The 15,421-nt window shown below is 47.3% G+C and carries 12 protein-coding genes; 8 read left to right on the top strand and 4 right to left on the bottom strand.

Annotation, left to right across the window (positions count from 1 at the left end; genetic code table 11):
- The first annotated feature begins 116 nt into the window (after positions 1 to 116).
- On the top strand, positions 117 to 959 hold the full coding sequence (locus tag ABZR88_RS20655) for a DUF2911 domain-containing protein (RefSeq protein ID WP_107827850.1): 843 nt from the start codon (positions 117 to 119) through the stop codon (positions 957 to 959).
- 150 nt (positions 960 to 1,109) lie between these two features.
- On the opposite strand, the gene ABZR88_RS20660 is transcribed toward ABZR88_RS20655, so the two are convergent.
- From ABZR88_RS20660 to aspS, 4 genes are all read right to left on the bottom strand, one after another.
- Positions 1,110 to 1,892, bottom strand: a complete 783-nt coding sequence (locus ABZR88_RS20660) for a hypothetical protein (RefSeq protein WP_107827851.1) — start codon at positions 1,890 to 1,892, stop codon at positions 1,110 to 1,112.
- A gap of 30 nt (positions 1,893 to 1,922) precedes the next feature.
- Positions 1,923 to 2,525: a hypothetical protein gene (locus tag ABZR88_RS20665; protein ID WP_107827852.1), complete on the bottom strand. Its 603-nt coding sequence runs from the start codon at positions 2,523 to 2,525 to the stop codon at positions 1,923 to 1,925.
- Positions 2,526 to 2,648: 123 nt separating this feature from the next.
- Positions 2,649 to 3,116, bottom strand: a complete 468-nt coding sequence (locus ABZR88_RS20670; protein WP_107827853.1) for an FKBP-type peptidyl-prolyl cis-trans isomerase — start codon at positions 3,114 to 3,116, stop codon at positions 2,649 to 2,651.
- Positions 3,117 to 3,147: 31 nt separating this feature from the next.
- A complete protein-coding gene (gene aspS / locus ABZR88_RS20675; protein WP_107827854.1) occupies positions 3,148 to 4,893 on the bottom strand; it encodes an aspartate--tRNA ligase in 1,746 nt (581 codons plus the stop codon).
- A 357-nt stretch (positions 4,894 to 5,250) separates the two neighbouring features.
- On the opposite strand from aspS, the gene ABZR88_RS20680 reads away from it, so the two are divergent.
- The 7 genes from ABZR88_RS20680 (at position 5,251) to ABZR88_RS20710 (ending at position 15,420) form a co-directional block, all read left to right on the top strand.
- Complete coding sequence (locus tag ABZR88_RS20680; RefSeq protein WP_107827855.1) at positions 5,251 to 6,132, top strand: oxidoreductase; 882 nt, start codon at positions 5,251 to 5,253, stop codon at positions 6,130 to 6,132.
- A 177-nt stretch (positions 6,133 to 6,309) separates the two neighbouring features.
- Positions 6,310 to 7,416 (top strand): DNA polymerase IV, encoded by a 1,107-nt coding sequence (gene dinB, locus ABZR88_RS20685; protein ID WP_107827856.1) that lies wholly within the window; start codon positions 6,310 to 6,312, stop codon positions 7,414 to 7,416.
- A gap of 170 nt (positions 7,417 to 7,586) precedes the next feature.
- The gene (locus ABZR88_RS20690; RefSeq protein ID WP_107827857.1) at positions 7,587 to 7,889 is read left to right on the top strand and encodes a GIY-YIG nuclease family protein; all 303 of its coding nucleotides are present in this window, start codon (positions 7,587 to 7,589) and stop codon (positions 7,887 to 7,889) included.
- 295 nt (positions 7,890 to 8,184) lie between these two features.
- On the top strand, positions 8,185 to 9,249 hold the full coding sequence (locus tag ABZR88_RS20695; RefSeq protein ID WP_107827858.1) for a FecR family protein: 1,065 nt from the start codon (positions 8,185 to 8,187) through the stop codon (positions 9,247 to 9,249).
- A 276-nt stretch (positions 9,250 to 9,525) separates the two neighbouring features.
- On the top strand, positions 9,526 to 12,963 hold the full coding sequence (locus tag ABZR88_RS20700; RefSeq protein WP_107827859.1) for a TonB-dependent receptor: 3,438 nt from the start codon (positions 9,526 to 9,528) through the stop codon (positions 12,961 to 12,963).
- Positions 12,964 to 12,978: 15 nt separating this feature from the next.
- Positions 12,979 to 14,526 carry a RagB/SusD family nutrient uptake outer membrane protein gene (locus ABZR88_RS20705; protein WP_107827860.1) on the top strand — a complete coding sequence of 516 codons (1,548 nt, stop codon included), beginning with the start codon at positions 12,979 to 12,981 and terminating at the stop codon, positions 14,524 to 14,526.
- A gap of 33 nt (positions 14,527 to 14,559) precedes the next feature.
- Complete coding sequence (locus tag ABZR88_RS20710) at positions 14,560 to 15,420, top strand: PKD domain-containing protein (RefSeq protein WP_107827861.1); 861 nt, start codon at positions 14,560 to 14,562, stop codon at positions 15,418 to 15,420.
- Position 15,421: the final 1 nt, after the last annotated feature.

Raw genomic sequence — 15,421 nt, forward strand, 5'->3', positions numbered from 1 at the left:
TTCAATAGCGAAGAATGGGGCAGCGACGCGACGGATATTTAGTCTTGCAGGCTTAAATTATTCCTTGCTTCCCGAAGCAAAAGGCCCTAACTTTATACTAAGCAAACCTATACATCATGAAAACGAATTTAATGCGTTGCTTAATAGCAGCCTTATCATTTACCGCGTTTCAATCGCAAGCGCAAATCACACCACAACCCAGTTCATCACAAACCATTGTTCAGGGGTTTGGATTAGGACAGGTCACCCTCACGTATTCTCGCCCCAATGTTAAAGGCCGTAAGATTTTTGGCGGAATGGAACCTTATGGCACCGTTTGGCGCACGGGTGCTAACTCGGCCACGCTTTTAAAATTTAGCGACGATGTAATTATTGATGGTAAAAAAGTACCCGCCGGCGATTATGGTTTATTCAGTATCCCCGGTATGGATGAGTGGACTATTATTATCAGTAAGAACCCTAAACAGTGGGGTGCCTATACTTACAAAGAAAGTGATGACTTGATGCGTTTTAAAGTTAAGACCGACAAACTAAAAGATCTGACCGAAACCATGACGCTTGACTTTATTAATGTAAGCCCTACTACCTGCGATTTGCAAATGAAGTGGGAACACTCAGGTTTTGCCTTCCATATTGTGACTGATATTGATACCAAAGTAATGGCTAAAATAGACTCGGCTATGAAGACCGACAATAAGCCATATTTTGAATCGGTAATCTATTATTACAACAATAATAAAGATATGGATAAGGCGCTGGCCTGGGCCAAAGAGATTGAGAAGGATAAAAGGTTCCCTCCTTTTTTGCCTAAACTATGGGAAGCACGTATTTTGTTAAAAAAGGGTGATAAGGCCGGAGCCATAGCTGCCGCTACAGAAGGCGTAAAGCTTGCCCAAGCCAGTAAAACCGATGAATATGTGCGTTTAAATAACGAAGTGCTGGCACAGGCCAAAAAATAAAAAAAATTTTTCGCCTTCGGCGATTAGCTGCTTTTTTAAAAAAATTTTGGGGCGCTTTGCGCCCCTTTTTAATGGGTGGATGTTCCGCGCCGATTTTAAAAAAATTTTCGGCGCTTCGCGCCATATATTGGAGGTGGTTCCGCCCGGAAATTATAGATAAATTAAGCCCCGGTCTTGTAATTTTTGCAGATAAGTTAATAGCTGCAAATCGCCCAAACCATAAATAGGTTCTGTGCGCCAAAATTCGCGGTAAATGGCGGGAAAAGATGTTGCGCCGGATTGATGGATATCCAGTAGCTTTTGTTCTATGTAGGTTAATCCGGCGGCATTGGTGCGTAGATTTTTTAAATGGGCCTGCAGCGCCGGGAGAAGCGCTGAGAAAGGGCTAGATGGGGTGGTTCTGGCCAGCCAGGTTTCCAATACATCGGCGTTTTGTGCTGCAAATGCTTGCCAGGCCTGATGAGCTGTTTCCAGGCCATCTGCAGTTAGTGTTTTCCTGCCGGGGTACAAGGATGCCAATTGTGATGCATTAAGCTCTCCAAGGCCTCTAAAATCGGCCATGCCGGGAAAGCTGTCAGGACAGATTAATGAGATTTGCGTGTTTTGCAGATGCGGCTGGCACCGAATGTAAGCCAGCGCCCCCAGCAAATTAGCCTGGCAAAACAGATCGAACTCAAACCAAAGGATGATTTCGGTATAGCTATGATCGAGTTTGGCCAGTTCATCCAGCATTTTGTGGTTATAACCAGCCTTGGTTTCGCCATAAGTCTTCCCGATCCACTCGCTGCGATCGTCCCAAAATTCAAGGCTGCTGATATCGGCTATGAGTGACCCTTCACACAAAGCTTCGCGCCAAACCAATATATCGCCTTCAATGCCGGCTTCCTGGAAGTCGGGCAACATGGCATCACCATTAAGGATGTGTAGAATCATGAAATAAATTATAAGGGGCTAAGTTGTGGATCAATCGGGCATCCAATAATCAACTCTTTCCAAATGTCCGGTTTGGGCATTAAAAAGCAAAACCCACAGGTCATCAGATTTGGGGACACTTAATGAAATGGTCACAAACTTTTGAGTACCATGGTCGTCGTTAGTGACTGTCAATTTCTTTTTTATGGATTTAGGAAAGTAATTTTTGAGAGAACTGATGGTAGTTTGATAATTCAATATCAACTTGCCGGATTGCAGCCAAACTTTGTTTTTTTGACTAAAGTTAATCTGACTGATAACCATTTTATCTCCATATTTTTCAAACTCAATTCCCTTGAAATAGGCCAGTTTACAAGGCTGATCATAAAAAGATACAGAGCGGTCTACCGGTGTTGTTATGCTATCTGGTTTCCCCAACACGCTTTTTACGTGTCTGTAGTGATCTATAAGCGAAATGGAATTATTCAGTTTCAGATTGCTTATATGATCAAATTCAGGTCGGTCGGCAATAACATGAATATGAGATGTGTTAAACCCAGATGATTTTAAACGGTTTGCGGTTATGTAATTAGTAGCCGTCAAGCAGATAATTGCGGGGAGGCTAAAGTTTAGCAAAACACTTTTGGTGATCATGGCAGTCGGTTTTGCTTTCGAATTTAAATGATATACCATTAAACAACAATACCTGCCACCTGCTAAAAAGAAAAGGGAATAGTTTATGGCTATCCCCTTTTCTTTTTATTGCAAAGCAAGTAGTTACTTATCTACGCTCTTCAAAGTAATGGTGAAGGTAAGCACAGAGTTTGCAGGTATTGCCCCGTTATCTACGTTGGCATAGCCCATGGCCGATGGAATGATGAGGAAAATGGTACCGCCCTCGTTAATGTGCTGCAAACCTAGTGTCCATCCGCGCACTACTGCCGTAAGTGCGGTTGAAAAATTGTCGTTAGCATCAAATTGGGTGCCGTTAAGTAGCTTACCTACATAAGATACCGTTACAGTTGATGCCGCGGTTGGATATTTACCGGTACCCGGCGTAACTATCTTATAATAAAAGCCAGACACATCTTTGGTCATAGAAAGATGGTTGTTTGCGATGTAGGCCTGTATTGTCGCATCGTCTGTTGCTGCCTGTGCTTCCGCGTCAAAAGTATCGGTACTATCTTTTTTGCATCCGCTAAATCCGGCCGCAACTACCAGCAATATCAGTATAAATTTTTTCATCGCTTATTCTAACTCAAAATGGGGTAAAAAATTATATCGTCGTTTTTATTTTCAGTTCGTCCATCTGCGCCTGTGCAATGGTAGACGGTGAGTCGATCATTACATCGCGACCCGAGTTGTTTTTCGGGAAGGCAATTACATCGCGGATCGAGTCCAGACCGGCAAAAATAGAGCACAGCCTGTCAAAGCCCAGCGCCAAACCACCATGCGGAGGTGCACCATACTCAAACGCATCCATCAGGAAGCCAAATTGTTTCTGCGCTTCTTCCGGACTAAAGCCCAGGTGTTTGAACATGAGCGATTGGGTTTCACGATCATGGATACGGATAGAACCGCCGCCAATTTCAGAACCGTTGATCACCAGGTCATACGCATTGGCGCGTACATCACCGGGAGCGGTATCCAGCATCGGGATATCCTCTGGTTTTGGCGAGGTGAACGGGTGGTGCATAGCATGGTAGCGCTCGGTTTCTTCGTCCCACTCCAACAGCGGGAAGTCAAGTACCCACATTGGCGCAAACTCATCTTTATTGCGTAAACCTAAACGGCTGCCCATTTCTAAACGGAGCTCATTCATTTGTTTACGCACTTTATTGGTGTTGCCGGCCAGGATCAGTATTAAGTCGCCTTTCTCTGCACCAAAGGCTGCAGCCCAGTTGGTCAGGTCATCTTCACTGTAGAATTTATCTACCGATGATTTCAGCGTACCATCTTCGTTGTAACGACAGTAGATCAAACCCGTAGCGCCAATTTGCGGGCGTTTCAGCCATTCGGTCAACTCGTCAATTTGTTTACGGGTGTAGCTGGCGCAACCTTTAGCGTTGATGCCCACTACCAGTTCTGCACTATCAAAAATGCCGAAGTTTTTGCCTTTCACTATGTCATTCAGTTCAACGAATTCCATGCCGAAACGACGGTCTGGCTTGTCTGAACCGTACAGACGCATGGCATCAGCATATTGCATGCGTGGGAAATCGCCCAGATCAATACCTTTAGTGGTTTTGAACAGGTGACGGATCAGTCCCTCAAAAATATTCAGGATATCCTCCTGTGTAACGAATGACAGCTCGCAGTCTACCTGGGTAAACTCAGGCTGACGATCGGCACGTAAATCCTCATCACGGAAACATTTAACAATTTGGAAATAACGGTCAAAACCGCTCACCATCAGCAATTGCTTAAATGTTTGTGGCGATTGCGGCAGGGCATAAAACTCGCCCTGGTTCATGCGGCTTGGCACCACAAAATCACGTGCACCTTCCGGGGTCGATTTGATCAGTACCGGGGTTTCTACCTCCATAAAGTCCAGATCACTCAGGTAACGGCGCACCTCTTGTGCCAGTTTATGGCGCAAAACAAGGTTATTGCGGATGGGGTTACGGCGCAAATCCAGGTAACGGTATTTGGCACGCAGCTCTTCGCCGCCGTCGGTATCGTCTTCTATCAGGAATGGTGGAATTTTTGATTCATTCAGAATTTCCAGTTCCTCAACAGCAACTTCAATTTCACCGGTTGGAATTTTCAGGTTTTTGCTGGTACGCTCCAGCACTTTACCGGTAACGCGAATTACAAACTCGCGGCCCATGCCACGTGCTTTATCGCGCACGGCGGCATCGGTATCGGTATTTAACAATATCTGGGTTAAACCATAACGGTCGCGCACGTCAATAAAAGTAGTGCCGCCCAGGTCGCGCGATTTTTGCACCCAGCCGCATAAAGTAACCGTTTGGTCTAAATGGCTGATATTTAATTCGCCGCAAGTATGTGTACGTAGCATAGTCCTCTCGTAATAAAGTGAGCAAAAGTAGTATTTTGAGCCGAAAGCCGAAAGGCAAAAGGCGGGCAGGGATGTTAAAAGATGTTAAGGGATACATAAACATGCTGTCATTTCGACCAACGGGAGAACTATTCTCTTGAACGAAGTGAAAAAATCTTAGCCCCCATGCTTGTAGGCAATAGCCAAGCAGATGTCTAAGATTTCTCCTCACACTAACGCTCACACCCTCTTCTGTTCGTTCGAAATAGCATAAGATGAGAATGCATAGCAGCCTGAGCCAACCAACAAACCAACAATGAGCCGTACAACAAAACGCCCGCACGCTATCCTCCCGATCTTTGAATAAAAAAACGATTTATGAAAAAGACATGGTTTATAACAGGTAGCTCACGCGGATTAGGCCGCAGCTTAACACAGGCCGTATTGGCCGCAGGCGATAACGTTGCTGCCACTGCACGCAACCCTGAACAATTAGATGATTTGAAAGTGCTGTACCCCGATCAGCTTTTAGCTATAAAACTGGATGTGACCGATTACCCTCAGGTACACCAGGCGGTGGCCGACACTGTTAAGCACTTTGGTTCGATAGATGTATTGGTGAATAACGCCGGTTTCGGCATCACCGGTGCTGCCGAGGCGTTCACCGATGAGCAGGTGCGCAGCCAACTGGAAACTAACTTATATGCCCCTATAGAAATTACCCGCGCTGTATTGCCTTATATGCGCAAACAGCGTTCGGGTAGAATTTTGCAGATCAGCTCTATTGGTGGTCGTGTAGGTAATCCGGGCGTGAGTATTTACCAGGCGGCTAAATTTGGTCTGAGTGGTTTCAGCGAGGCGCTGGCTAAAGAGGTGCGCGATCTGGGGATATTGGTAACCAGTGTTGAACCGGGAGGTTTCCGTACCGACTGGGCAGGCGACTCGATGAGTTATGCCGAGGATATTGAAGGCTATGAAAAATCTGTCGGCTGGCGTAAAGACATGTTCCAAAGCGGCAAGTTTGTGCCGGTGGGCGATCCGGATAAAGCCGCCAAAGTAATGGTTGATTTGGCCGTAAACCCCGAGCCGCCGGTGCACCTGGTGCTGGGCAGCGAAGCGATCGGTTTCCTGAAAAATGCCGATGAAGCCCGCTGCGAGGAAATGGAAAAATGGCTGCCGGTAAGTATTTCTACAGATCATACCGAATCTGATAATTTCCTGGAAACTGATTTAGGGAAATCTTATTTGGTCAGGAAGTAAGTCATTTCTTTAACCGTTTTGTCATTGCGAGGAACGAAGCAATCTCGTCGAAGGACGATCCAATTTGTATGCCAACTATATGCGACGAGATTGCTTCGTCGTTCCTCCTCGCAATGACAAAACGTTATTGCAGGGCATCTATTCCCACCATTTCTTCTGCATATTTGTTCATCAAATATGTCCGATACCGCCATTACCGTAGTCAGAAAGATCATCCATATAGATATGGATGCTTTTTACGCGTCGGTAGAGCAGCGGGATAACCCGGATTACCGGGGCAAACCCATTGTAGTAGGTGGCCTGCCCGAAGGCCGGGGCGGCGTAGTGGCTACTGCCAGTTATGAAGCGCGCAAGTTTGGTGTGCGCTCGGCCATGCCGTCTAAGAAGGCTAAACAACTTTGTCCGCAGGCTATTTTTGTGCGGCCACGGTTTGACGCTTACAAAGATGCCTCCCGGCAGATCCGTGAGATCTTTAGCCGGTATACCGATCTGATTGAACCCCTCTCGCTGGATGAGGCCTACCTGGATGTTACCGAAGATAAACTGGGCATCGGCTCGGCAATTGAGGTGGCTACTCAAATTAAACAAGCCATTAAAGATGAACTGAACTTGACGGCATCTGCTGGTGTATCTATCAATAAGTTCGTCGCCAAAATTGCGTCAGATATCAATAAGCCTGATGGATTAAAATTTATCGGTCCTTCCTCTATCGAGGCCTTTATGGAGCAACTACCGGTAGATAAATTCTACGGAGTAGGCCGGGTAACGGCCGACAAAATGAAACGCATGGGCCTGCATACCGGCGCCGATCTGAAGCGGCTGACCGAAGACGAAATGCAGCAACACTTCGGCAAGGTTGGTCGTTTTTACTATCGCATTGTGCGCGGCATTGACGATCGCCCGGTAAACCCACACCGTGAAACCAAATCGCTCGGTGCCGAAGATACTTTTCCGTATGATCTCACCACTGCGGAGGAAATGTTCCCCGAGTTAGAAAAAATTACCAAAACCGTCTGCGATCGCCTGGAGCGTTACGGACTGAAAGGCCGTACCATCACCCTCAAAATAAAATACAGCGATTTCCGTCAGATCACCCGTAACCAATCTTTTCCTCATCCGGTCGGTGATGCTGAGACTATTATTTCTACCGCAAAAAGCCTGCTGCTGGCCACCGGGATTGACGATGTGCGCATCCGTCTGCTGGGTATATCCTTATCAAACTTCGGCGAGGTAGAGCGCCCGTCATTGATTAAGGGGGATAGTAATCAGTTGCGGCTGTTTTGATGGCGTAGTGTTCCTCTCCCCAATATGTCATTGCGAGGAACGGCAAGGGAAGTGGGGTGGGGTGACGAAGCAATCTCGTCGGAGGGTAGTCAGACATGCAAATTCGTCTAGCATGCGACGAGATTGCTTCGTTCCTCGCAATGACAAAGTTTTGTTAGTTTTAATTGAGAATGATAACAAACATCCATCAATATAACGTCTACATAGTTACCAATAAGGCACACACCGTTTTTTATGTTGGCGTCACTAGCGACTTATTCACCCGAATACTACAACATAAAAACAAAGCCTATCCAGGATTCACCGCTAAATATGAATGCCACAAGCTTGTTTACTTTGAGGATTTTCAATGGATAGATCAAGCTATCGCCCGTGAGAAGCAGCTAAAAGGAGGCTCGCGTCAGAACAAGATAGATCTAATTGTTAATTCCAATCCAGATTGGAAGGATTTAAGCAAAGACTGGTTCGATTGATTAGCTTAAATCAAGAACTATATTTCTACTATTATTAAAACCTTGTCATTGCGAGGAACGAAGCAATCTCGTCGCAAGCCAAGTGGATATGTACCCGATGATCTTCGACGAGATTGCTTCGTCACCCACCCCACCACCCCTTGCTGTTCCTCGCATTGATAAAGTTTCGTTGATTTTAATTCGCTCATAATCAATCCCAATGCATTAATAATAAAATTTTTCTGCCCTCCGCGTAGGGGGTACACACCAACTCGCACGTCATACCTTTTTGTAAACCGAATTATATTCCTCCTTTATGAAAAATCCGATATCCATTGAACTGCTGGAGAAGTATGTTAATGGGCAGTGTTCTGAAGAAGAAATGGCCATTGTTAAAGCATGGTATTTCTCGTTCGATAAAGAGCAAGACCCCATCCCATCGCTCAGCGTGCCAGAAGAACAGCAACTGGAGGAAGCGATTTACAATCGGATTCTACACAACATCGGCATGTCTGAAGAGCCGGCAGAACCAGATCAGCCCGAAACTGCAGATGATCGTGTTTACGAATTACCTGCCCGCCGCCGCTTTAAAGCCTGGTATGCGGTGGCCGGTATTGCCGCTACGTTATTGGTTGTTTTTAGCGTGTGGCTGGTAAACTTCAAAAACGGCGGTGTTTTGATGGCCGACCGTAGCCAATCGTCAGATTTAGTGGTGATTAATAATGACGGCAAGCAACTTTATAAGGCTACCCTGCCAGATAATAGCGTGGTATGGCTCAGCCCGGGTGCGCAGTTGCGTTATCCAAAAACTTTCGCTGCCAAATATCGTGCAGTGCGTATGAACGGCGAGTGCTTTTTCGAAGTGACCAAAAATCCAGGCAGACCGTTTATTATCAGCAGCCATTCTATCATTACCAAAGTTTGGGGTACCAGTTTCCGCGTGCGCGATGATGCCGCCAGGCATTGCTGTGCCGATGTATCGGTAGTGACAGGCAAAGTATCGGTAAGCATTAAAAATGCCGATAGTGCTGATGTTAACCACCTGGTATTGAAAAAGGGCGACGTAATGCTTTATCCTCACCAGCGCGTGGTTTACCTGGCCGATAAAAATCAGCTTCGTCCGGAATTGAGTAGCAACGAGCCTGCGCTGCAGATCTGGAATCGCGTAAACCTGAATTTTGAAAATAAACCGTTGAGCGAGATTGTACCGGTGTTGAACGCGCAGTTCCACGTAAATATTAAAATGCGCAGCGAAAAGCTGAACCATTACATCCTGAATGCCGATATGGAGGGCTTTAACCTGCCGGATATACTGGAAGCCTTCAAAAAATCACTGAATGTTGATTACCAGATGAAGGATAACAACATTGAACTTGAATAACCCAATTTATTAACCATACAAAAACCAATGTGCATGAAGATAAACAAGCTACAGACCTGAAAAATAGCCTCAGATAAATCTCTTTGAGGTAAACACCCAATAGCTATAAACAAAAAAACTTAGAAGTGTTGCGACCACTCCTAAGTTTTAGCTCAAGCCCGATTGGAACGCCATCATAAAATGGTGAAGGGGGCCCTTATTGTCTCATTTTTAAACAGAAACAAGATCAAATATATGAAATTTCATTTACGAAAACCTATACCCTGGGTTCAAATCATGAAGATTACATTTAGCCAAATCCTGATAGCAATGATCGTAACCAGCATGACTTATGCCAGTTCATTGCGTGCGCAGGATATACTTAATAAAAAGGTGACGCTGTCGGTACAAAATACCAGTTTGGCAGAGGCACTGTCTGCACTACAGAAAAACAATAACGTAAAATTTATTTATAGCAAAAATGCCATCAATGTACTCAAAAAGGTAACCGTAAATGCGGCCGATGCATCGCTTAAAGCGGTGCTTGAACAGCTGCTTACCCCAAACGGCATTGATTATGAAGTGCTGAAAAACCGCATTGTATTAGGAAAAGCACCGCACCCGGCGGAAGAAAACGGGAGCAATGAAATAAACACCGCAGGCGATGCCGTTAATGCAGATGCGCAGGCAGTAGCCGGCACACCGGTTACCGGCCGGGTGGTGGACGATAAAGGCATGCCCATTGCCGGCGCTACGGTAGTTGAAAAAGGCACTACCACTGGCGTAACCACCGGTCCTGACGGGCATTTTAAGTTGAATGTAAGCGGCCCCAACGCGGTGCTGGTGTTCAACTTTATCGGTTACAAAAAACAGGAGATGGCTGTAGGCAGCCAGATCGTTTTTAACGTTACGCTGGCAGAAGAGCTGACCGGTCTGAACGAAGTAGTGGTAGTAGGTTATGGTACCCAAAAGAAAAGCGTAACCACAGGTTCTATCTCAGGTGTTACCGCACGCGATTTTCAGGATCAGCCGGTAACGCGTTTGGAGCAGGTGCTGCAGGGTCGTACATCAGGCGTTACCATTACCACCAATGATGGTCAGCCGGGCGATGGCGCTTCGGTACGCGTAAGGGGTATTACCACTTTTAACAATAATGATCCGCTTTATGTGGTGGATGGTGTGGTGGTTGATAATGGCGGTATCAGCTACCTGAATCAACAGGATATTGAATCGGTTGAAGTATTAAAAGATGCGGCGTCACAAGCTATTTATGGTACACGTGCTGCCGCTGGTGTTATCCTGGTAACCACCAAAAAAGGGAAAGCAGGTCATTTACAGATTAACTACAACGGTTACTTTGGTGTAGAGGGCCCTGCCCGCAGGCTCCAGTTGCTGGATGCTACCCAATACGCCACCCTGCGTAACGAGGCTAAAGTAAATGCCGGTTTAGCCGCCCCTTATGCCAACCCTGCTGCGTTTGGCAAAGGCACAGATTGGCAATCGGTAATTTTTAACAACAGCGCCAAACAGCAGGATCATGAACTGGCGTTTAGCGGTGGTAATGATAAAAATACTTATTACACCTCTTTCGGTTATCTGGATCAGCAAGGTATCGTAACTACCGATATTTCTAAATACAAACGCATCACTTTCCGTATCAACGAAACCTTTAAACCCGCCAAATGGGTAACTTTTGGCGAGAACCTGGGTTATGCCTACAACAAATCCATCGGTCTGGGCAATACCAACAGCGAGTTTGGCGGTCCGCTTAGCTCTGCTATCAACCTTGATCCGTTGACTCCGGTAATCGCCACCGATCCGGCAATGATTGCTAAAGATCCTTACACCCAGTCGGCAAATATTGTGCGAAACTCCAAAGGGTATCCTTATGGTATCTCGCCTATTGTTCAACAGGAGATTACCAACCCACTGGCCTATACCCAAACTCATTTGGGCAATTATGGCTGGGGCCATAACATTGTTGGCAATGCTTTCTTAGAGTTGGAGCCGATCAGCGGACTGAAACTGCGCTCTACCCTGGGTTCAAAACTAGCGTTCTTCGGCTCAGAGTCGTTCACGCCGGTGGCTTACCTCAATGCCAATAACAACACCACGCAAAACAGCTTTAACCGCCAGATAACACGCGGGTTTAACTGGAACGTGGAGAACACCGCATCGTACACCCGCTCTATCGGCAAGCACAACATTAATGTACTGATTGGTCAGGGCGCGTACTCAGACGGCCAGAATTACGGCACCAACATCACCTACTTTAACCTGCCGGTAAATACTTTTGCAGATGCATCTATGAACTATAGTTTGCCGAAAGACCAGCGCGATGGCTCAGGCAGCGAACAGCAGGTGCACCACGTCAGCTCTTTATTTGCCAGGTTGAACTATGATTTTGACGAGCGCTACATCGTCCAGGGCGTTATCCGCCGCGATGGTTCTTCTCGCTTTGGTGCAAACTACAAATTCGGCACCTTCCCGTCGGTGTCATTAGGCTGGGTGCCAACCAAAGAAAGTTTCTGGCCTGAAAACAAAGTGATCAACTTTGCTAAACTGCGTGGCGGTTATGGCGTGGTTGGTAATGATAATATTGGCGATAATGCGTTTTTGCCAACCATAGGCGGCGGCCGTAACTACAGCTTTGGTACGGGCGATACCTACGTGAGCGGTTATAGTCCTAACGCGCCGGCTAACCCTAACCTGCATTGGGAAGAAACATCGCAAACCAACATCGGGCTTGACCTGGTGGTGCTGAATGATTTTAACGTTACGCTGGAATGGTATAAAAAGAAAACCACCGGTATTTTGCAAAATCCGCCTATTCCAAATTATGTGGGCGCTATTTCTAACCCCGCCGCTAACGTGGGCGATATGGAGAACACCGGTCAGGAGTTGTCTATCGGCTATCACCATAACTTTAATGGCGTAAAACTGGGGCTTGATGGTAACTTGTCTCATCTGCACAACGAGGTAACTTACCTGGGCAATGCGCAGCAGTTTTTACCGGGTGCAAAATTCCAGAACGTACAGGATGTAATTACCCGCACCGAGGTTGGCCAGGCTTATGCTTCTTTCTACGGTTACGATAACCTGGGCTTGTTTCAAACTCAGGCAGATATCAACAACTATCGCCACAACGGTCAGCTGATTCAGCCCAATGCCCGCCCCGGCGATGTGAAATGGGCCGATCTGAACAACGACGGCCAGATTACCGATGCCGACCGCAAATTCATCGGCAACCCTACCCCTTCCTGGCAGTATGGCTTCACCGCTACTGCGGCTTACAAAAACTTTGATGTGCTGGTGTTTGCGCAAGGCCAGGCCGGCAACATGATTTTCCAGGGTTTACATCGCCTGGATATTGATAACTCCAACTATACTACCGCCGCCTTGAACCGTTGGACAGGCCCGGGTACCAGCAATGATTTCCCACGCCTGGTAGCGTCAGACGCACCTGATCTTAATCACAATTTTACTTATAACTCTAAATTTTATCTGGAAAGCGGCACCTACCTGCGCTTAAAAAACATCCAGCTGGGCTACACCTTCAACCAGAAATGGATGAAGAAAGCAGCTCTGCAGCATGCCCGCTTGTATGTATCGGCCCAAAACCTGGTCACCTTTACCCGCTACACTGGGTATGACCCAGACATCAGCGGCAGTATTGACCGCGGTTTCTATCCGCAGGCCCGCATGTTTATGGTTGGTTTAAGTTTAGGACTATAATTAATAGCTGATTATATGAAAAAGATATTCAAATATTTATCATTTGGCGCTGTTGCAGCAATGGCTTTTGCCGGCTGCAAAAACAGCTTTGTAGATGTGACGCCCGTAGGCACCGCCTTAGAAGGCAACTATTATAAAGACCAAACCGAAGCATTTAACGGCCTGGTTGCCGTGTATGATGTGGTGGGCTGGCAGGGTGGTGGCTTTGTAACCAAAGAGAATGCCATGGACGCTGGCTCAGACGATCAGTTGGCCGGCGGCGGCAGCGCGACAGATATTAGCGATTTGCAGCTGTTCTCTAACTATACCCTTACCCCGGCGGCCGGTCCGCAGGGTGAGTTGTGGAAAGCCGGTTTCTCAGGCGTGTTCCGTGCCAATATCCTGCTGTCAAAATTGCCGGGTGTGCCGATGGATGCCGCTTTGAAAAGCCGCTATGCCTCAGAAGCTAAAGCACTGCGTGCTTACTTTTATTTTGACCTGGTGCGTCTGTTTAAAAATGTGCCGCTGATTCTCTCTCCTATTCCTGCAGATCAGGTTTACAACGTTGAACAAGCCGCTCCAACGGCTGTTTACCAACAGATTGAGAAAGATTTAACCGATGCAGCAGCCGATAGTAACCTGCCAAACATTATTGCCAATGTTAGTACCGATGGCGGCCGCTTAACCAAAGGTGCCGTGCATGCCTTGCTGGGCAAAGTGTATTTGCAGGAGCAGAAATTTGCACAGGCAGCTACAGAACTGGCACAGGTTAACGGTACCCCGGGCCAGCAAAATGCTACCTATGGTTATAAGCTGCTGCCCAATTTTGCCGACTTGTGGAAGGTGAGCAACAAGTTTAACAGCGAGTCTATCCTGGAGGTGACGCACTCATCAACCAGTGCCGGTGGCTGGAGCTGTATTGCCTGTACCGAGGGCAACGTGCTTAACATCCTGACCGCGCCACGTGGCTACGCCGCAATTAAACCAGACGCGCCAGATTACATTGCCGGTTATGGATTCTGTATCGTAACGCCCGATCTGTACAACACCATGCACTTTGATCCACGCTTTAAATCAACCATTGCCGACCTGGATAGTATGAAGAAAGCCGGTGCAGCTAATTATTCAGAATCTTACATGAATACCGGCTATTTCCTGGCCAAGTTTGCCGGTCATCAGGCTGATAAAACCAAAGGCGCCGGTGCGCCGGAGCTAAATTATCCGCAGGATATCTATGAGATCCGCCTGGCCGATACTTACCTGATGGAGGCCGAAGCGCTGATAAGAGGTAATGGCGATTTAACCCGTGCTGCGGCTTTGATGACTGCTGTCCACAGTCGTGCTTATAACGATGGTACATCGCACCCCATCGCAGCCACTTTTGATAACCTGAAGCGCGAACGCCGTGTAGAGCTGGCAGGCGAAGGCCATCGTTGGTTTGACCTGGTGCGCTGGGGCGATGCTCCAAACGCCTTGAAGTCGCGCGGCTTTGCGGCTGGTAAGAACGAGATTCTGCCTATTCCGCTTTCCGAGCTGAGCAACACCAAAATCAAACAGAGCAAAGAGTGGGGCGGATCGCTTTAAACCAATTATCATCAATTCATTAAGAGTAAAACAATGAAAACAAAAATATTGGCCATTGGCGCCCTGTTGGCCGGGGTTGTGGCTATGAGCATATACAGCGGCTGTAAGCCCGAAAAAGTTTCTACCGGTAACGGCTTGACTACCGATAACCTGGCTGCCAATTTTACGGTAACACCAATACCCAACAAGCCTAACTATTACGCTTTAAAAGCGGCAGAGGTACCAGGTGTGCTGGGCTACAAATGGAATTTAGGCGATGGCGGCGGCTCGGCGGCGGGCAAGGCTATTGATACCGTTTTTTATCCGGATGCGGGCGCCTATACCATCACCCTAACCACTATTGGTAAGGGCGGTGGCTCGGCATCGTCAACCCAAAACATCAGCGTGGCCACGTCTGACCCGAATGCCGGTAACCTGGTACAAGGCGGCAAAATGCAGGCCGGCGATGATGCCAAATGGACGCACCTGCAAATATCGCCGGGCGTAACCATGGCCATCAACAATGGCTATATGTGGGCTTCGGGCGGTAATGGCGGGCACGCGGCCATCTACCAGGCCATTAACGTGGTAGCCGGTAAAAAATATAAAGTAGACATGCTGGTACAAGGCAGCGGCGCTACAGATACCTGGTTTGAAGTGTATGCCGATTTTGCCGTGCCGGTACAAGGGCAGGATTACCCATCATCAAACAAACTGATCTCTTTAAACACCTGGGCCGGCTGTGGCAAGGGGCAGTTTAGCGGCAAGCTATCGGCCATATCATGTTCTGGTAGCGGCAATACCTTCACGTTTACCAAAAGCGGTACCGTTTACCTGCTCATTAAGAGCGGTGGCAGCAACCTGGGCACCACAGGCATTGGCTTTACCAACGTAGAATTTAGAGGAGTTAACTAAA

Source organism: Mucilaginibacter yixingensis, assembly GCF_041080815.1.
Lineage (GTDB): Bacteria > Bacteroidota > Bacteroidia > Sphingobacteriales > Sphingobacteriaceae > Mucilaginibacter > Mucilaginibacter yixingensis.